This window comes from Nocardioides sp. CPCC 206348 (assembly GCF_048654705.1).
Taxonomy (GTDB): Bacteria; Actinomycetota; Actinomycetes; order Propionibacteriales; family Nocardioidaceae; genus Nocardioides.
The window spans coordinates 5,337-21,951 of record NZ_JBMCZA010000010.1 but is presented as its reverse complement, the minus strand read 5'-3'; the positions used below and the strand labels follow the sequence as shown (position 1 = coordinate 21,951).

Annotated in this window: 21 protein-coding genes and 1 other RNA gene; 15 read left to right on the top strand and 7 right to left on the bottom strand. The window is 69.3% G+C overall.

Annotated elements, in window-relative coordinates:
• From ACOADB_RS00505 to ACOADB_RS00495, 3 genes are all read left to right on the top strand, one after another.
• A partial coding sequence (locus tag ACOADB_RS00505) for a DUF7507 domain-containing protein (protein ID WP_378595963.1) occupies positions 1-810 on the top strand: 810 nt, incomplete at its 5' end.
• Between the two features lie 436 nt (positions 811-1,246).
• Positions 1,247-1,414 carry a hypothetical protein gene (locus tag ACOADB_RS00500; protein ID WP_378595962.1) on the top strand — a complete coding sequence of 56 codons (168 nt, stop codon included), beginning with the start codon at positions 1,247-1,249 and terminating at the stop codon, positions 1,412-1,414.
• Entirely contained in the window at positions 1,407-2,942 is a 1,536-nt protein-coding gene (locus tag ACOADB_RS00495) for a sigma-70 family RNA polymerase sigma factor (RefSeq protein ID WP_378595961.1), read from the top strand. The genes ACOADB_RS00500 and ACOADB_RS00495 overlap by 8 nt, the downstream gene beginning before the upstream one ends.
• A 222-nt stretch (positions 2,943-3,164) precedes the next feature.
• Here ACOADB_RS00495 and rnpB read toward each other — a convergent pair.
• Positions 3,165-3,538, bottom strand: an RNA gene (gene rnpB, locus ACOADB_RS00490) — RNase P RNA component class A.
• Positions 3,539-3,688: 150 nt separating this feature from the next.
• Here rnpB and ACOADB_RS00485 point away from each other — a divergent pair.
• On the top strand, positions 3,689-4,105 hold the full coding sequence (locus ACOADB_RS00485; RefSeq protein ID WP_378595960.1) for a tetratricopeptide repeat protein: 417 nt from the start codon (positions 3,689-3,691) through the stop codon (positions 4,103-4,105).
• A gap of 20 nt (positions 4,106-4,125) precedes the next feature.
• On the opposite strand, the gene ACOADB_RS00480 is transcribed toward ACOADB_RS00485, so the two are convergent.
• The 4 genes from ACOADB_RS00480 to ACOADB_RS00465 all read right to left on the bottom strand — a co-directional run bounded on the left by ACOADB_RS00480 (position 4,126) and on the right by ACOADB_RS00465 (position 7,792).
• Positions 4,126-4,407, bottom strand: coding sequence for an excalibur calcium-binding domain-containing protein (locus ACOADB_RS00480; RefSeq protein WP_378595959.1), 282 nt, complete (start codon positions 4,405-4,407; stop codon positions 4,126-4,128).
• A 69-nt stretch (positions 4,408-4,476) separates the two neighbouring features.
• Entirely contained in the window at positions 4,477-5,322 is an 846-nt protein-coding gene (locus tag ACOADB_RS00475) for a transglutaminase family protein (protein WP_378595958.1), read from the bottom strand.
• Positions 5,322-6,275 (bottom strand): alpha-E domain-containing protein, encoded by a 954-nt coding sequence (locus ACOADB_RS00470; protein ID WP_378595957.1) that lies wholly within the window; start codon positions 6,273-6,275, stop codon positions 5,322-5,324. The genes ACOADB_RS00475 and ACOADB_RS00470 overlap by 1 nt, the downstream gene beginning before the upstream one ends.
• On the bottom strand, positions 6,275-7,792 hold the full coding sequence (locus ACOADB_RS00465; protein WP_378595956.1) for a circularly permuted type 2 ATP-grasp protein: 1,518 nt from the start codon (positions 7,790-7,792) through the stop codon (positions 6,275-6,277). Before ACOADB_RS00465 ends, ACOADB_RS00470 begins: the two co-directional genes overlap by 1 nt.
• Before the next feature lie 78 nt (positions 7,793-7,870).
• On the opposite strand from ACOADB_RS00465, the gene ACOADB_RS00460 reads away from it, so the two are divergent.
• From ACOADB_RS00460 to ACOADB_RS00450, 3 genes are read left to right on the top strand one after another with little or no spacing between them, the layout of a single operon-like run.
• Positions 7,871-8,053, top strand: coding sequence for a hypothetical protein (locus ACOADB_RS00460; protein WP_378595955.1), 183 nt, complete (start codon positions 7,871-7,873; stop codon positions 8,051-8,053).
• Positions 8,054-8,064: 11 nt separating this feature from the next.
• Positions 8,065-8,376 (top strand): hypothetical protein, encoded by a 312-nt coding sequence (locus ACOADB_RS00455; RefSeq protein WP_378595954.1) that lies wholly within the window; start codon positions 8,065-8,067, stop codon positions 8,374-8,376.
• 1 nt (position 8,377) lies between these two features.
• A complete protein-coding gene (locus ACOADB_RS00450) occupies positions 8,378-9,010 on the top strand; it encodes a TetR/AcrR family transcriptional regulator (protein WP_378595953.1) in 633 nt (210 codons plus the stop codon).
• Positions 9,011-9,023: 13 nt separating this feature from the next.
• Here ACOADB_RS00450 and ACOADB_RS00445 read toward each other — a convergent pair whose 3' ends face one another.
• Positions 9,024-10,292 carry an NADH:flavin oxidoreductase/NADH oxidase family protein gene (locus tag ACOADB_RS00445; protein ID WP_378595952.1) on the bottom strand — a complete coding sequence of 423 codons (1,269 nt, stop codon included), beginning with the start codon at positions 10,290-10,292 and terminating at the stop codon, positions 9,024-9,026.
• Positions 10,289-11,131, bottom strand: a complete 843-nt coding sequence (locus ACOADB_RS00440) for an SDR family NAD(P)-dependent oxidoreductase (RefSeq protein WP_378595951.1) — start codon at positions 11,129-11,131, stop codon at positions 10,289-10,291. Before ACOADB_RS00440 ends, ACOADB_RS00445 begins: the two co-directional genes overlap by 4 nt.
• 100 nt (positions 11,132-11,231) lie before the next feature.
• Here ACOADB_RS00440 and ACOADB_RS00435 point away from each other — a divergent pair, with 100 nt between their 5' ends.
• From ACOADB_RS00435 to ACOADB_RS00400, 8 genes are all read left to right on the top strand, one after another.
• Positions 11,232-11,846: a TetR/AcrR family transcriptional regulator gene (locus ACOADB_RS00435; protein WP_378595950.1), complete on the top strand. Its 615-nt coding sequence runs from the start codon at positions 11,232-11,234 to the stop codon at positions 11,844-11,846.
• A 42-nt stretch (positions 11,847-11,888) separates the two neighbouring features.
• Positions 11,889-12,296: a hypothetical protein gene (locus ACOADB_RS00430; protein ID WP_378595949.1), complete on the top strand. Its 408-nt coding sequence runs from the start codon at positions 11,889-11,891 to the stop codon at positions 12,294-12,296.
• 17 nt (positions 12,297-12,313) lie between these two features.
• Positions 12,314-12,685 (top strand): hypothetical protein, encoded by a 372-nt coding sequence (locus tag ACOADB_RS00425; RefSeq protein ID WP_378595948.1) that lies wholly within the window; start codon positions 12,314-12,316, stop codon positions 12,683-12,685.
• A 37-nt stretch (positions 12,686-12,722) separates the two neighbouring features.
• Positions 12,723-13,286 (top strand): HhH-GPD-type base excision DNA repair protein, encoded by a 564-nt coding sequence (locus ACOADB_RS00420; protein ID WP_378595947.1) that lies wholly within the window; start codon positions 12,723-12,725, stop codon positions 13,284-13,286.
• A 46-nt stretch (positions 13,287-13,332) separates the two neighbouring features.
• Positions 13,333-13,998 (top strand): TetR/AcrR family transcriptional regulator, encoded by a 666-nt coding sequence (locus ACOADB_RS00415; RefSeq protein WP_378595946.1) that lies wholly within the window; start codon positions 13,333-13,335, stop codon positions 13,996-13,998.
• The gene (locus ACOADB_RS00410) at positions 13,998-14,807 is read left to right on the top strand and encodes an alpha/beta fold hydrolase (RefSeq protein WP_378595945.1); all 810 of its coding nucleotides are present in this window, start codon (positions 13,998-14,000) and stop codon (positions 14,805-14,807) included. The genes ACOADB_RS00415 and ACOADB_RS00410 overlap by 1 nt, the downstream gene beginning before the upstream one ends.
• Position 14,808: 1 nt before the next feature.
• Positions 14,809-16,266: a flavin-containing monooxygenase gene (locus ACOADB_RS00405; RefSeq protein WP_378595944.1), complete on the top strand. Its 1,458-nt coding sequence runs from the start codon at positions 14,809-14,811 to the stop codon at positions 16,264-16,266.
• The coding region (locus tag ACOADB_RS00400) for an NAD(P)-binding protein (RefSeq protein WP_378595943.1) at positions 16,266-16,615 on the top strand (350 nt) is incomplete at its 3' end. The genes ACOADB_RS00405 and ACOADB_RS00400, both read left to right, overlap by 1 nt.

Here is a 16,615-nt window from a genome sequence, read left to right as displayed (position 1 = left end):
GGGGACGAGATCAACTTCGTCTTCGATCTTGAGAACACGGGCAACGTCACGCTGACCGGTGTGGCCGTGGATGACCCGTTGCTGGTGGGCCTGGGCATCACGGTGACGTGTGACCCCACGACCCTGGCGCCCGGAGCGACCGTCACGTGCGAAGCAGACGCGCCGTACGTGATCACCCAGGCTGACGTGGACGCCGGGACGGTGGAGAACGTCGCGACCGCGACCGGTACGCCGCCGACTGGTCCGCCGGCGACGAGCAAGCCGGACGAGACGATCACTGAACTGGACGACGAGCCGGCCCTGACGCTCGACAAGCGCGCCGCGAAGGTCACGGACGTGGACGGCGACGGGCTGACGGATGCAGGTGACACCATCGAGTACGTCTTCGAGCTGGTGAACTCCGGGAATGTGACGCTCACCGACCTGAACGTCGACGACCCGATGCTGGTTGCTGCCGGGATCACGATCAGCTGTCCGGTGACGTCCCTGGCGCCGTCGGAGAAGGTGACGTGTGTCGCGGACGAGGAGTACATCATCACGGCCGCCGACGCTCTGGCCGGATCGGTCCGCAACACCGCGACAGCGGCGTACACACCGCCCGGCGGGACCCCGGTGGTCACGCCGCCGGACTCGGTGCAGACGCCGACCGAGGTCCCAGGAGACGTCTCCTCCGGAGAGACACCACCTGATGGCGGAGTGCTGCCCAACACTGGCGGTCCTTCTCTGGTCCTGACCGTGGGTGCCGTGGTCGCTGTCCTGGCCGGTCTCGTCCTGGTGGGACGTGGGCGGAGACGCCACGAACTGGCCTGAGCCGATGCTGTCCGGTCCGGTCCGGTCGCTCGCGTGCGACCGGACCGGACGGGTGCGTTCCTGAGTCAGGTCGTGTGGGCATCGAACTCCTACTGGAAGACAGGGCGGACAGCCGCCCCGGCGCCGCGTTGGTGCCAAGGAAATGTGAGGAATGATGGTGGGTAGCAAGACAGGTCTCGGACTGGTGCTCGCGTTCAGTGTTGTCCCGATGGCTGCGTGCGGCGGTGACGGAGGGGCTTCGCGGGACCAGCCAGCGGCCGCGACAAGTTCGTCGGAGTCACGAGTGCCGAGTGGGGACAACGGCGACCTGATCGATCCGGTGGGTGCTCGCGCCGATCTCAGGGACTTCCAGTGCGCGCCGAAGGCAAAGAGCAGATGGGCCGCGGGGGGTGCGATCGCCAACGACAGTGATCGAGCTGCGCGTTACCTTGTGCGGGTGTCTGTAGTGGTGTCTGACACCAGCGAGGTCGTTGTCACCCGGCGCCGCACGTTCGACGTCGCGGCCGACAGCAACAAGGAGTTCACGATGACCGGCCTGCGGGGCAGGACCGGTGATGCCGTGGAGTGCACCGTCCGGGTGGTGAGGTCAGAGCTCGATGACTGAGACGCTCGAACCCGCCGTGGTGACGCTCAGCGACGAGGCGTTGCTCGACCTCGTGCGCTCGGGCGACGCCGGTGCGTGGGCCGAGCTGTTCGGTCGACACCATGAGGCCGCGACGAGGATGGCGCGGGGTGTTGATCCCTCGAACGCCGATGACCTCGTCTCCGAGGCGTTCACCCGTGTCTATCTCGCCGCGCGGAAGGGAGCCGGCGTCCGGTCGGCCTTCCGCGCCTACCTGTTCCAGACGATCCGCAACCTCGCCGTGAACCGCTTCCAGCGGGACCGCCGGATCATGTGGGTGGACGAGCTCCCCGACCAGGGCGCGGACACCGCGGCTTCGGGTCAGGTGGAGGACCGGATGACCTCGGAGATGCTCGCCGACGCCTTCCGGTCTCTACCACCGAGGTGGCAGGCCGTCCTGTGGCACACCGCGGTCGAGGGCGAGGACCACCAGGTCGTCGGCCGGATCATGGGACTGAAGCCCAACGCCGTGGCCGCACTGAGTTTCCGGGCGCGCGACGGATTGCGCCGCGCCTACATCGACGCACACGTGGCTGCGACCGACGTGGCCGCGTGCCAGGCCGTACGGCGCCTCGTACCGGGCCACGTCCTCGGAAAGCTGTCACGCCGCGAGCAGGAGCGAGTCGCGTCACACCTCGACGAGTGCAACGCGTGCTCCGCAGTGGTCCTGGAAGTCGTGTCGGTGAACGGCCGCCCCGGGGCGGCCCTGCTGCCGGCGATCGTCGGTCCAGTGCTGGCTGCCGGGTACGTCGGCCAGGGTGGTGCTGCTGGAACCCTGCTCAGTCACCCGACGCCGCTGTTGGTGCTGAGCAAGCCCCATCACGGGGCACTCGCCGCTGCAGGAGTCACTCTCGTGCTCCTGCTCGGTGCTGCCGGGGCCTCTGTGGTGCTCCTCGATGAGGAGCCGCGCAAGGACCGGCCTGCCGTCAGCGCGCCCGCCACCTCGCTGGGCACGCAATCCGAGGCGACGCTGCCCGAGCAGTCGGCAACGGCGACGCCACGGAGCCCGTCCGCCACCTCGGCCCCGTCGCCGTCGCCGTCGGCGACGCCGTCCGCTTCTTCGTCCACCGTCCCGGTGCCTGTTTCGCCTGCCCCCAGTACCGGCAAGCCGGTCGATCCCGAATCGACCGAGGCGTCCCAGCCCGTCCCGCCGACCCGCACCGACCTGGCCATCACCGGCGGCTCCGTGACGTCGTACCCGGACCACGAGCACCTACAGCTGACCCTCGGGCCGGAGTCGTCGGCCTCCGGCACGACGATCACGTTCCAGGTGCTCGGCCTCGAATCCTTCACCGCTCACCGCAGGGGAGAGTTCCGGCCCGGTGCCTGCGAACTCACCGATCGGGGCGACGCCGGGCAGCCCAGTGAGGTGACCTGCACGTTGAGCGCAGGCACCGCTGACTTCGCCCTCGACGTGGTGGTCGCGGGTGAACTCGTCGTGTCGGCGGAGATCAGCGCCGACAACAACATCGACGCCAACCCCAGCAACAACAGCTGGCAAACGCCGTAGCGGAAGTTCTTCTCGACCGCGTAAGGAACTGCGGTGCTCCGCTGTCTTCTCGATGAGCGCGGCGGGAGGGAGCCCGGCCGCGGAGGCTGGCCCGCTTTCCTCTCCGAAAGCATGCCGGCCTTGAGACCGGTCGTCGTCCCCATGCGCGCGGTCGGATCCTCAAAGGGATCGAGGGCGCGTGCGGCCCCACCACACGCCGCGCCCTCGATCCGCCAGCAATGGGGGACGGGCTGGTCTGTAAGCCGGGTTCTGTCCCTGTTGCCAGGGGGCGACCATCCATCTACGGCTGCCGTTGCCGACAGCCTCCAGCAACCTACCCGCACGCTCGGGCGAGCAGCCCTCAAGCGCGTGCTGTCTGGTCTTGCTCCGGGTGGGGTTTGCCTAGCTGCCCCGGTCACCCGAGGCACTGGTGGGCTCTTGCCCCACCGTTTCACCCTTACCGATTCTCCGAGGAGCGCCGGCGGTCTGTTTTCTGTGGCACTTTCCCGCGGGTCACCCCGGGTGGGTGTTACCCACCACCCTGCTCTGTGGAGCCCGGACTTTCCTCGGGACCTGTCGCCTCACGGCGGAGATCACGCGGTCGCCCGACCAGCCCGTCCGTGGGTCACCCTAGTGGTGCGGGAGCGTTCCGGGGGTTTCGAGGCTCGCTTCGCTCGCACCTCAACCACCGGCCCGGCTTCGCTTCGCTCGCACCTCAACCACCGGCCCGCGGGAACATCAGCCCCCGCCAAGGAGTTGGTACGACCATGACCGAGTTCCGCCTCCAGGCGCCGGCGATCGTGTTCCCCGGTGCGTCCAGCGACCACGCGTCGGCGTACCGCACCGCCCACGACCTGCTCAGCCGCAACGCTCCTCGTGAGGCGCTCGAGGTGCTCGAACCGGCGCTCGTCGAGGAGCCGACGAACCGTGGCCTGCGTTCGCTCCGGGCGTGGGCGTACTTCCAGCGGGCTCAGCTCCAGAAGGCCACCACCGAGCTCACCGCCCTGGTGGACGAGGACCCGACGGACACCTGGTCGCGGCACACCCTCGGACGCACGCTCGAGCGGCAGTCGAAGCACGACGAAGCCCTCCCGCACCTGCGGCTCGCTGCGGTGATGACGGGTGACCCCGAGCACGAGTACGACGTCCTGCGGGTCGAGCGGAGCGCGGGGCGGGTCGGCTGACGTCCAGCCCCAGGCCCGGGTCAGCGCTCGCAGGCAGTGCCGTCGCGGTCGCGGTCGAGGCGCTTGTAGTTGGTCCAGTAGACCTTCTTGGCGCGTCTGGTCGTCGACGGGCGCCCGTATCCCAGGCGAACCTGGCGGGCAGCCGCCGTGGCACTCTTGGCGACCCCGTGCGGGTAGACCTTGGCGAGCTTGGTGCAGCTGGAGTAGTAGGTGCCGGCCGCATCGGCTGCCGGGGCGAGCGCCACGGTCACGGGCATGGAGAGGGCGGCAGCGGCCAGGGCTGCAGCGAGGCGTCGGGTCATGGCGGTGACATTAGAGAGGATTCGCCAAAATGATCGGCGAATGCTGGAAATCAGGCCTTTCTTCCCGGGTCAGCTGAGCCGGGTGACCTCGACGAGGACGTCGAGCTTCGCCGTCTTCGCGCCCGAGTAGATCCCGCGCAGCGGCGGGACGTCGGTGTAGTCGCGGCCGTGGCCGATCGCGACGTACCGGTTGCCCGGCGCGGTGTTGGTGCCCGGGTCGAAGCCCTGCCAGCCGTCGTCCCACCACTCCACCCAGGCGTGCGAGTCGCCGGCGACGGTCTCGCCGATGACAGGGTCCTCGACGGGGTGGACGTAGCCGGAGACGTAGCGCGCGGGGATGCCGAGCGTGCGGAGTCCGCCGATCGTCAGGTGGACCATGTCCTGGATGACGCCCGCCCGCTGTTCCCATGCGTCCGCTGCCGGCGACTCGACGTCGGTGGCGCCGGGCAGGAAGTCGATCTGTTCGTGCACCAGGCGGCAGACCTCGAGCGCAGCGAGGCCCGGCAGGTCGGACGCCGTACCGATCGCCCTGACCTGCTCGGCGAAGTCCTGCGGCGGTGCCACGAGGTCGTTGACCACCAGGAACTCGGTCCAGCGGTCGCTCACCTCGCGTTCGGAGTACGACGACCAGGGGGTTGTCGCAACGGGGGAGCCGGTGCGGTTCACCTGCACCGTCGAGGTCGCCGTCACCGTCATCACGTCGTGCGGGTCGACCACCTCGAACGCCGTCACTTGGCAGCCGAAGTAGTCGGTGGACGTGGAGGTCCACGGCTTCGGCGTCACCTCGAGCCGGTTGTGCACGACGATCTGCTCGGGCGTGGTCACGGGTGTCATCCGGGCCTGGTTGTAGGAGGCGGCCGCCCGGCCGTCGTACTCGTACTTCGACGTGTGCACGATCCGCAGCTGCATCGACATCAGACTCCGACTCCCTTCCAGGCCACCGCTTCGGCGCCCGCGAAGTAGCGGTGGCTGATCGCGTCCGTGGCGGCCGCGCAGGTGCGCTGCAACCGCTCCATCTCGTCGGGTACGTCGGCGACCAGGTCCGCGAGCGAGCGGTACTCCAGCTCCGCCCGGACCCGGCCGATCAGCCGGTGTGCCTCGTCCTGGAACCCGGCGCGGTGCGGGTCGCCCCCGATCTTGTCCATCGACTCCTCGGCGCGGTTCAGCGCGAACACCACGGACCGGGGGAACAGCCGGTCCAGCAGCAGGAACTCCGCCGCGGCCCGATCGGTCTCGATGCCGCGATAGGTGCGCAGGAACGCGTCGTACGCACCCGACGCGCGCAGCGCGGACGTCCACCGGTCGGCGGCGCTCGACAGCGCGGTGGTCGCGACGAGTCGTGAGGTCATGTCGGCGCGCTCGATGCTGCGGCCGAGCATGATGAACTGCCAGCTCTCGTCACGGGTCATCGTGGCGTCGGCGGTGCCGGTGATCAGGGCGGCGCGCTCGCGCACCCACTGGAAGACGTACGGCGGCCGGAGGGTCTCGAAGTGCCCCGTCGGGATCGGGCGCCAGGTGGTGTTGATGACCTCCCACAGCGGGACCGTCAGCGTCTCGCGGGCACCTCGCGCGGACTCCCGCGCGGAGGAGAAGATCGCGGCGATCGAGTTGGGGCACTGCGGGTCGTAGGCGAGCAGGCGCAGCACCTGCTCGATGGTGACCGGGCCGTGCACGTCGACGCCGAACTCGGCGGCGATGTCCGGCTCGACGCCCATGCACGCCAGCAGGTCGCGGCAGGTCTGGGTCTCGTCGACCGATCCGTCCTCGAGCAGCAGCTGGGACTGGACGTCGAGGATGCGGGCGGTGTCGTCGGCGCGCTCGATGTAGCGGCCGATCCAGAAGAGCGACTCCGCGATCCGGCTGAGCATCACTCCACCCCCTGCGACTGAGTCTGCGTCTGGGTCTGCGACTGGGTCTGCGACTGGGACTGCGCTTGCGCCTGCTCGGCACTCGTCGGACCCGCCAGCACCCAGGTGTCCTTGGTGCCGCCACCGCGCGAGGAGTTCACGATCAGCTCGCCCTTGCCGAGCGCGACCCGGGTGAGCCCGCCGGGCAGCACCCACACGCGGTTCCCGTCGTTGACGGCGAACGGCCGGAGGTCGACGTGCCGCGGCCCGAGCTCGCCGTCCACGAAGGTCGGGACGGTCGACAGCTGCACCACCGGCTGGGCGATCCAGGCGCGCGGGTCCTCGATCACCTTCGCGCGGAGTTCGTCGAGCTCTGCACGCGTCGCACGCGGACCGATCACGATGCCCTTGCCGCCGGACCCGTCGACGGGCTTGACGACCAGCTCGTCGATCCGGTCGAGCACCTCCTCGCGGGCCGCGGCATCACCGCAGCGCCAGGTGTCGACGTTGCGGATCACCGGCTCCTCGTTGAGGTAGTACCGAATGATGTCGGGCATGTAGGTGTAGACGAGCTTGTCGTCGGCGACCCCGTTGCCGACCGCGTTGGCCAGCGTCACGTTGCCGGCTCGCGCCGCGTCGATCAGGCCGGGGCAGCCGAGCATCGAGTCGGCCCGGAAGTGCACCGGGTCGAGGAACTCGTCGTCGATGCGGCGGTAGATGACGTGCACCGGGGCCAGTCCCTTGGTGGTCCGCATCATCACCTCGCCGCGCTTGCAGACCAGGTCGCGCCCCTCGACGAGCTCGACGCCCATCGTCCGCGCCAGCAGGGTGTGCTCGAAGTAGGCGCCGTTGTAGACACCCGGAGTCAGTACGACGACCGTCGGGTCCGCGACGCCGGCCGGTGCCGCGGCCCGCAGCGCGGCGAGCAGCCGCTGCGGATAGCTGGCCACCGGCCGGATCCGGTGCTGGGCGATCGTCTCGGGCAACGCGGCCGAGATCGCGCGGCGGCTGGTCATCACGTACGACACCCCGGACGGCACGCGCACGTTGTCCTCGAGCACCCGGAACTCGCCGAGGTTGTCGCGGATCAGGTCGATGCCTGCCACGTGTACACGCACCCCGTTGGCCGGGCGGACCCCCGCCGCCTGCCGGTGGAAGTGGGAGCTGGTGGTGATCACGGCCCGGGGGATCACCCCGTCGTCGAAGACGTTCCCGGCGTCGTACACGTCGGCGAGGAGCATCTCGAGCGCCTGGACCCGTTGCTGCAGGCCCTTCTCGATCACCGTCCAGGTGTCCATCTCGATCACGCGCGGCAGGATGTCGAGCGGCATGGCGCGCTCTTCGCCACCGATGTCGAAGGTGATGCCCTGGTCGAGGTAGCTCGCCTGGAGCGCCTCGACCCGGCTGATCAGCTCGGGTGTGCTCATCTTGTCGAGCGAGTCACGCATCCGGAGGTACGGCGGTCGCAGCTGGGCGCCGTCGAACATCTCGTCGTAGGCGGGTCCGGCGGTCCCGTAGCCCTCGAACATCGTGCTCATCCTCGGACCTTACTCATCTTCGGTAACACGGATGTTGCAGGACATGACCCCATCGTCACCGCGCGGTAGTTTCTTGCCATGGCGTACTGGTTCTGCCTCACCCACCACACTGTCGAAGGCGCCGAAGGGTGCCCCAACAAGGATCGTCTCGGGCCCTACGACACGGAGGCCGAGGCATCCCGTGCGCTCGAGAAGGCGGCCGAGCGGACCGAGGCCTGGGACGAGGACCCGGTCTGGAACGACGACGTCGAGCCCGAGTGATCGGACGCTAGGTGCCGTTCTCCCGTCGCCGCCGGATCCGTCCGGTGGTCATCGACCCTGCCACGGGCAAGCAGATCTCGGCCGCGCCGTTCATCGGCCTCGGCCTCGTCGTCTCCTCTGCGTTCCTCTACGGCGTGGCCTTCTGGCTGGTCCCGGTCTGGGTCGCTGCCTTCCTGCTGCTGACCTGGCTCGTGATGCTCGTGTCCTGCTTCGCCTGGTGGACGCCCGTCCCGCACCGTCTGGTGCCGCTCGGGGTCTTCTCCTTCGTCTGGTGGTTCGTGGCCGTCGCCGCGGCCGGGGTGCTTCTGGACTGGAAGCCCTGACGTGCCCGCCCGTCCGCGTTCCTCCGACGACACGTCGACCCGGCGCCGTCTCGCGCCCGAGGCGCGTCGGGCGCAGCTGCTCGCCGTCGCCGAGGACGTGTTCGCGCGCCTGGGATTCCAGGGCACCGCGGTGGACGACATCGCTGCAGAGGCAGGCGTCACCCGCACCCTGATCTACAAGTACTTCGCCGACAAGGACGAGATCTACCTCGAATGCGTCCGCGTCGCCCGCGAGACGCTGGACGCGGCCATGGTCTCGGCGGCCGGGCAGCACGACGCCCCGGAGCAACAGCTGCGCGCGGGCTTCCACGCGTACTTCCGGTTCGTGCGCGACGGTGGTTCCAAGTGGGACGTGCTGTTCGGTGGCGGCGCGGCTGCCACCGGTTCGGTGGTCGACGCAGCCGCGGCGTTCCGCTACCAGACCGTCGAGGTCATCACCGCGCTCCTGCTGGCCGCGGCTCCGAAGCTGGCCCAGGACGCCGCGATGACCTACGCCCACGCCATTTCAGGCGCAGCCGAACAGGCAGCGAAGTGGTGGCGGCGCAATCCCGACACGTCCGTCGACACCCTCGTCGAGCGCCTGATGGACGTGCTGTGGGCCGGTCTCGAACGGATTGCGACCTTGAACGCCTGAGGAACGCCAGGCTTCAGCCGCGCTTGGCCTGGAACGCCCCGGGCCCGTTGCGCAGACCGAGCATGATCGCCGTCTCGATCCACGAACGGTCGGGATCGGGCTCCTTGCCCGCACCCAGCCGGTGCAGCTGGTCGGTGTGCCAGGACAGGTCGAGGGCGCTGTCCATGGTGCGGAGGTTGGTGACCTTGCCGAGGAGGGCGCGAGCGCCCGTGCGCACCTGCGCGCTGGGCAGCGAGGTCCGGCCGTTCTCCAGGATGGAGCGGGGCGCGTCGGGCACGACGCAGGTCGGGCGTCCGAGGCCCACGATGTCGCAGTCGCCGGACGCGACCGCTGATTCCATTGCTGCAGTCGAGCGGAAGCCACCCGTCACGGCAATGGGTACGTCGCCGGCGAGATGCCGCACCGAGGCGGCGTACTCGAGGAAGTAGGCCTCGCGGGCGGCGGTCGACGCACGCAGCGCGCCCATCATCGCCGGGGCCTCGTAGGACCCGCCGCTGATCTCGATCATGTCGATGCCGCGATCGACCAGAGCTGTCACGACGTCGCGCGACTCCTCCTCGGTGAATCCACCGCGCTGGAAGTCCGCCGAGTTGAGCTTGATGCCGACGGCGAATCCGGGCTGGGTGGCCGCCTTGATGGCGCTGACGATCTCGAGGACGAACCGGCGCCGTCGTTCGGAATCGCCGCCCCAGGCGTCGTCGCGCTGGTTGGTCAGTGGCGAGAGGAACTGGGTGACGAGGTAGCCGTGCGCGCCGTGGACCTGCACGCCGTCGAAGCCGGCCGCCTCGGCGATCGCGGCCGTCGTGGCGTAGCGCTCGATGATGTCGCGGATCTCGGCGTCCTCCAGCGCGCGCGGCTTCATGGCACCGGGGAACTTCGCGGTGATCGCACTCGGCGCGACGGGTCGGTTCCGGCTGACCAGGGCATTGGCCTGCCGGCCGGGGTGGTTGATCTGCATCCACAGGGGAGTGCCGCTGTCCTGGAAGCCGCGGGCCCAGTGCTGCAGCCGGTCGAGGTGCCGGTCGTCCTCGACCGCGACATTGCCGGGCTCACCGAAGTGCCGGCGGTCGACCATCACGTTGCCGGTGACGACGAGGCCGTAGCCACCGTCCGCCCAGCGCGCGTAGAGCCGTTCGAGCCGGTCCGAGGGCCCGCCGTCGCGGTCACCGAGCGACTCGCTCAGCGCCGACTTCATGAACCGGTTGGCCAGGTGCTGGCCGTTGGGCAGCTCGAGGGGCGCGGCGAGGTGGTCCACGACCGGAGTGATCTGGCCGGTGCTCATGCCGACACCTTCTTCAGGGAGCCGGTGAGGCGACGGGAGACCGCCGCGAACGGGCGCTGGTAGGCAGATCCGAGAACCCTCACGACGAGGTCGACCGCGATGGCGTCGGCCCCGATGAGCACCTTGGCCCGGCGGGACTTCACGCCGCGGAGGATCGTCCGCGCGGCCGTCTCCGGCGACGTACGGGTCAGCTTCTCCTCGAAGAGGCGCGACAGCCCGGAGGTGTCGCCGTCGTTGCTCGCCGTGGCGTTGTTCACGATGTTGGTCTTGATGCCGCCCGGGTGCACGCAGGTGACGCCCACCGGGTGGCCGGCCACGAGCATCTCCTGGCGCAGTGCCTCGGTGAACCCGCGGACCGCGAACTTGGCTGCGTTGTAGGAGCTCTGCGTCGGAACGCTGAAGAGTCCGAAGATGCTCGACACGTTCACCACGTGGCCGTCCCCGGACGCGATGAGGTGGGGGAGGAACGCCTTGGTCCCGTTCACCACGCCCCAGAAGTCGACGTCGATGACCTTCTCGATGTCGTCGTACGGGCTCTCCTCGATGGTGCCGAAGATGGTGATGCCGGCGTTGTTGATCACCATGTTGACCGAGCCGAAGTGGGCAGCCACGGTGTCGGCCCAGGCATGCACGGCTGCCCGGTCCCGCACGTCGAGGACCTGGGTGTGGGGAGTTCCGCCGAGCTCCTTGCAGAGCAGCTCGGTCTCTGCGAGGCCGGCAGCGTCCCAGTCGCTGAGTGCGACCAGGGCGCCCTCGTCGACGAGCTGCAGTGCCAGCGCGCGGCCGATACCTGAGCCGGCGCCCGTCACGGCGACGACGCGGTCCTGGAAGTTCTTCATGTGACTCCTCCTGTGTGGTGCGTCGACAGTAGTTGCCAGTCAGGCGACTGGCAAGTCATCTGACTTGCAAATGCATCGAGACCTGCACCACGATCGGCGCATGCCCCCGCCCGCGTCATCGCCTGCGCCGCGCCGCCAGGTCGATCGCCGCTCGGCGACGACCGACAAGCTCCTCGACGCCACGATCGAGTGCCTCGCCGAGCTCGGGTACGTCGCCACCACCACGCGGCGGGTGGCCGAGCGGGCCGGTGTGAGCCAGGGCGCGCAGCAGCACTACTTCCCGACGAAGGCGGCGCTCGTCGACGCCGCGATGGTCCGGCTGACGGAGCAGCTGATGGCCGACGCCATCCAGCGCGGGGTCAAGGGGGACGACGAACGCGAACGTGCGGGCGAGCTGCTCGACATGATCTGGGAGATCCACAACCTCCCGGTCACGCCGGCAGTGCTCGAACTGTTCACGGTCGCGCGCACCGACCCGAAGCTGGCCCGTCGGGTCGCCGAGCTGACCGGCGCCGGCATGGCCGGCCTGCAGCTCGTCGCGGCGCAGGCCCTGCCGACCTACGCCGCCCGCCCGGGCTTTGCCGACCTGTTGCAGATCGTGATGGCAACCCTTCGCGGCACGGTCATCATCGCGGCGATCCCCGGGGCCGAGGCCTCCCATCCGTCGTGGCCAGCGGTGCGGGCGCACCTGATGGCGAGCCTCGAAGCGCTCTGACAACCCGAGCGTCCGGTTGTCGAGCGTGGTCGAATACGGACCATGAACGGTCCTGGCCAGTCGCCGCCGCCGAGGTACTTCGGCGATGTCAACGGCGCTCACTGGTCGGTAGACAGGCCGGCGGGTCTTGTGAACGACGACGCCCTCGAGTTCACCGTTGCGGGCGACGTCATCAAGTTCATGTGGGACTACGGCGTGGTGGTCCCGCTCTGGGACGCGACTGGGCTGGTTCCCGAGGAGCCAGCATGGTTGCGAGAAGTGCTGGGGTTGAGTGACACGCTGATCAACGACCTGACGGACTGGGGAAACGCGATGAATCATGTGGACGCGAAGCCGCCCCTGACCACCGAGCAGGCCCTTGCCGACCTGAGTCGGCGCGCGAAGGAACTCGTTGATCGCCTCCAGCGGGAGCTCGGCCCACGATTCACGGTGAGGTACAAGCCGTGGTGACGCCAGAGGACCCGTCCGTGGCTGTCATCGAGGAGATTCTCGCGGCAGCGGCCAGATCTGCGGGCCAGGTGCCGACCCGAGACGGCAAGGCTGTCGTCGACCGCGCCGCGTGGTTCTGCACCTGCATCACGGACTTCGGCACGGATGCTCCGACGTGGGTGATCTACGACATCGTCGACGGAGGTCTTGGGTGGTGCCGCGTGCCGGATCGGTTGGACGTGTCGGACCTGGTGGTAGCGCGAGTCGTGGATGGCGATCACGTCCACCCAGAGCAGGTGCTGCACTGGCTGCAGGGCACGAACGGAAACCCTTGGAGTGTCCGTGCAGGTGCCGCTGGGACTGTCCTCGGGGACCTGGCCCGCAGGATTCGCGACCTCCAGGCCGACTGATCTGCCTCGCAGGCGGGGCGTCATGGAAGATGGCCCCATGGCCATCCACATCACCGACAACCCCGAAGCCGACGAGCTGCTGTCGACCAACCCGTTCGCCCTGCTCGTGGGGATGATGCTGGACCAGCAGTACCCGATGGAGCACGCCTTCGCCGGCCCGCAGAAGGTCGTGAGCCGGTTCGGCCCGTTCGACCCGGCAGCGATCGCGGCGGCGGATCCCGAGGAGTTCGCGGCACTCTGCTCGACGACTCCGGCGATCCACCGGTTCCCGGGATCGATGGCGGCCCGCCTCCAGGAGCTGGCCCGGATCGTGGTCGATGAGTACGACGGCGACGCGTCCCGCATCTGGACCGAGGCCGCCGACGGCAAGGACCTCGCGAAGCGGATCCAGGCGCTGCCCGGCTTCGGTGCCCAGAAGGTCAAGATCTTCGTCGCGCTCGTGGCCAAGCAGCTCGACGTACGCCCGATGGGTTGGGAGAAGGCGGCGGGGGACTACGCCCTGGACGGGTATCGCTCGGTGGCGGACGTGGTCGACCCCGTGTCGCTGCAGAAGGTGCGGGACCACAAGAAGGCTGCGAAGGCGGCAGCGAAAGAAAAGTAGGAATCACCTGCTTCCGGGAATCGCATGATTCCTGTATGGTCGTCGCATGCCCTCCGCGACGACCGCTGCTGACGCATCCTCGGACGCACCCGCGGGACGGCTCTGGCAGGGCCAGACGCCTGACGCCCGCGAGGCGGACCGCCGCCATCGCCTGGTCGAGGCCGGCCTCGAGCTGGTCGGCACCCAGGGTGTTGCGGCGATGACCATGCGGGCCGCGTGCCGTGAAGCATCGGTGGGCCCGCGCTACTTCTACGAGCTGTTCGCCACCCGCGAGGAACTGCTGGAAGCGGTCTACGACGAGACCGTCGACCGGATCCGCGAACCGATCCTCGCTGCCGTCGCCACGGCAGCAGAGGGCGACGGCCAGATCGCCGCCATCAGGACCGCCTTCACCACCGCGGTCGCCGTGGTCGAGTCCGACCCGCGCCTGGGCCGCATCCTCTTCCGCGAGTCGGCCGCCGATGACACGCTGCGCCCCCGGTCGCAGGCGGCGATGCCGGAGTTCGTGCTGAACGTGGTGGCGCACGTGGTGCCCGAGCGCGCCGAACAGCTGCGGGGTGCGGCCGGCGGCTGGACGCTGATCGGCTTCTCCGCCGCAGTCTTCTCGCTGTTCCTCGCGTGGAGCGAGGGCGTGCGCCACACCTCCCGCGAGGACTTCATCAACCACTGCACCGCGCTCGCGGTCGACACCCTGGAACTGGACGTTGCGTGATGACCGAGATCTCCCATGACCGGCGCGGTGCCGGAGCTCCGATCGTCCTCGTGCACGGCATCGGCAGTCGGTGGCAGTGCTTCGAGCCGATCCTCGACCGGCTCGCCGAGGACCACGAGACGATCGCGATCGACCTGCCCGGCTTCGGTGCCTCGCCCCTGGTCGACGGGGTCAGCCCCGGCCCGCGCGGGTACGCCGACTGGCTGGCCGGCTGGCTCGCCGACAACGGCATCGATCGCCCCCACCTCGTCGGCAGCTCGATGGGCGGCGGTGTCGCCCTCGAGCTCGGCCGACGAGGCGTTGCCTCCGGCGTCACCGCATTCTCGCCGGTCGGCTTCTGGGGCACCCCGGGCCTGCTCTGGACCCAGGGCCTGCTGACCGCGATCCGCTCCGCAGCGGTGCACGCCGAGCCGGTGCTCGGCCGACTGATCGACCATCCCGCCGGTCGGGCGGCCCTGCTGGGGTCGATGTTCGGGCACCCGACCCGGGTCAGTCCCGACGCAGGTCGTGCTGACGTCGCGGCGCTCGCTGCTGCGACGGCGTTCCCGGCCGCCCGGCAGGACTTCGGTCGTTACGCGCTGGGTCCGGACGACGACCCGGGCGCGCTCCCCGACATCCCGGTCACCGTCGCGTGGGGCACCCGTGACGTCGTACTCATCCACCGCACGCAGAGTGCCCGTGCTCGCGTCGCGCTGCCGTTCGCCCGGCACGTCGACCTCGTCGGCTGCGGCCACCTCCCGTTCAACGACGACCCCGCCACCTGCGCCCGACTCGTGCTGTCGGACGCCTCGACCCGCAAGGACGCCTGACATGAACTCGATGAACCCGTCGGTCGCCGTCATCGGTACCGGCTTCGGAGGCCTGGCCGCCGTGATCGAACTGAAGAAGCAGGGCTTCGACGACATCGTCGTGTTCGAGAAGGCCGACGACGTCGGGGGAGTGTGGCGCGAGAACACCTACCCGGGTGCGGCGTGCGACGTCCCGTCGCCGTTCTACTCGTACTCCTTCGAGCCCAACCCGCGCTGGCCGCACCGGTTCTCCCGGCAGCCCGCGATCCTCGAGTACATCCGCCACGTTGCCGACAAGTACGACGTCCGCCGCCACATCCGGTTCGGGACTGAAGTGACCGGCGCGGCATTCGACCAGGACTCCGGGAAGTGGACGGTCGAGCTCGACACCGGTGAGGCCGCCGTCGTGGACGTGCTCGTCTCCGCGGTCGGACAGCTGTCGCGTCCCTCGATCCCCGACATCGCCGGGGCTGACTCCTTCCAGGGCGACAGCTTCCACTCCGCCGAGTGGGACCACGACGTCGACCTGAGCGGCAAGCGGGTCGCGGTGATCGGCACCGGCGCCAGCGCGGTCCAGTTCGTCCCCGAGCTCCAGAAGCAGGTCGGGCAGCTGGCGCTGTTCCAGCGCACTGGGCCGCACATCCTTCCGCGGCCCGACCGGGAGTTCAGCGAGCGGCACCACCGGGTGTTCGAGAAGCTGCCCGTCACCGAGCGCGCCGAGCGGCTGACCTGGTACGGCGCGGTCGAGGCACTCAGCATCGCGTGGGTCTACTCCCGGCCGCTGGCCGCCGTGCTCAAGGCGAGGTCGAAGCGGCACATGCGCCAGCAGACCAAGGCGAAGCCCGGCCTGTTCGAGAAGGTGTGGCCCGACTACACGATGGGCTGCAAGCGCGTCCTCTTCTCCGACAACTACCTCCCTGCCCTGGCGCAGCCGAACGTCGACGTCATCACCGACGCCATCACCGCGATCACGCCGAACGCCGTGGTGACGGCCGACGGCCGCGAGCACGAGGTCGACGCCATCGTCTGGGGGACCGGCTTCAAGGCGACCGAGTTCCTGGCGCCGATGTCCATCAAGGGTGACGACGGCCGCGACCTGCATGACGTGTGGCGCGGCAGCGGCGCGCGCGCCTACTACGGCATGACCGTCCCGCACTTCCCGAACCTGTTCATCATGTACGGCCCCAACACCAACACCGGTGGCGGTTCGATCATCTACTTCCTCGAGGCGCAGGCGGCCTACCTCGGCAAGTACGTCGCGCACCTGGCCCACGTGGCGCGGCCGCTGGCCGTGCGGCCCGAGGTCGAGCAGGAGTACGACGAGCGCATACAGGCGCAGCTCAAGGACAGCGTCTGGACGCAGTGCTCGTCCTGGTATCGCACCGCGAGCGGACGAATCACGACAAACTGGCCCCGGCTCGGGATCCAGTACAAGGCGCAGGCGAAGTTCGACCCTGCCGACTACGAGGCGGTTTCCTGATGAGCAGCAACAGGCACGACTACGACGTCATCGTCGTCGGCTCGGGCTTCGGCGGGAGCGTGACGGCACTGCGCCTGACCGAGAAGGGCTACCGGGTCGGTGTGCTCGAGGCCGGCCGGCGCTGGAACGCCGAGAACTTCCCGAAGACCAACTGGAACCTCCGCAAGTCGATCTGGGCACCGCGGCTCGGGTTCACCGGCCCGCAGCGGATCAGCGTGCTCGGCAAGTGCCTGGTCTTCAGTGGTTCGGGCGTCGGAGGCGGATCCCTGATCTACGGCAACACGCTCTACGAACCGCTTCCGGCGTTCTACGACGACAAGGCCTGGGCGCACATCACCGACTGGCACGA

Bases quoted from the DNA above. Each gene is read 5' to 3' on its own strand.
- ACOADB_RS00495 (WP_378595961.1), top strand. From the start codon at position 1,407: ATGACTGAGACGCTCGAACCCGCCGTGGTGACGCTCAGCGACGAGGCG.
- ACOADB_RS00485 (WP_378595960.1), top strand. From the start codon at position 3,689: ATGACCGAGTTCCGCCTCCAGGCGCCGGCGATCGTGTTCCCCGGTGCG.
- ACOADB_RS00480 (WP_378595959.1), bottom strand. From the start codon at position 4,407: ATGACCCGACGCCTCGCTGCAGCCCTGGCCGCTGCCGCCCTCTCCATG.
- ACOADB_RS00475 (WP_378595958.1), bottom strand. From the start codon at position 5,322: ATGTCGATGCAGCTGCGGATCGTGCACACGTCGAAGTACGAGTACGAC.
- ACOADB_RS00470 (WP_378595957.1), bottom strand. From the start codon at position 6,275: ATGCTCAGCCGGATCGCGGAGTCGCTCTTCTGGATCGGCCGCTACATC.
- ACOADB_RS00465 (WP_378595956.1), bottom strand. From the start codon at position 7,792: ATGAGCACGATGTTCGAGGGCTACGGGACCGCCGGACCCGCCTACGAC.
- ACOADB_RS00460 (WP_378595955.1), top strand. From the start codon at position 7,871: ATGGCGTACTGGTTCTGCCTCACCCACCACACTGTCGAAGGCGCCGAA.
- ACOADB_RS00445 (WP_378595952.1), bottom strand. From the start codon at position 10,292: ATGAGCACCGGCCAGATCACTCCGGTCGTGGACCACCTCGCCGCGCCC.
- ACOADB_RS00440 (WP_378595951.1), bottom strand. From the start codon at position 11,131: ATGAAGAACTTCCAGGACCGCGTCGTCGCCGTGACGGGCGCCGGCTCA.
- ACOADB_RS00435 (WP_378595950.1), top strand. From the start codon at position 11,232: ATGCCCCCGCCCGCGTCATCGCCTGCGCCGCGCCGCCAGGTCGATCGC.
- ACOADB_RS00430 (WP_378595949.1), top strand. From the start codon at position 11,889: ATGAACGGTCCTGGCCAGTCGCCGCCGCCGAGGTACTTCGGCGATGTC.
- ACOADB_RS00420 (WP_378595947.1), top strand. From the start codon at position 12,723: ATGGCCATCCACATCACCGACAACCCCGAAGCCGACGAGCTGCTGTCG.
- ACOADB_RS00415 (WP_378595946.1), top strand. From the start codon at position 13,333: ATGCCCTCCGCGACGACCGCTGCTGACGCATCCTCGGACGCACCCGCG.
- ACOADB_RS00410 (WP_378595945.1), top strand. From the start codon at position 13,998: ATGACCGAGATCTCCCATGACCGGCGCGGTGCCGGAGCTCCGATCGTC.
- ACOADB_RS00405 (WP_378595944.1), top strand. From the start codon at position 14,809: ATGAACTCGATGAACCCGTCGGTCGCCGTCATCGGTACCGGCTTCGGA.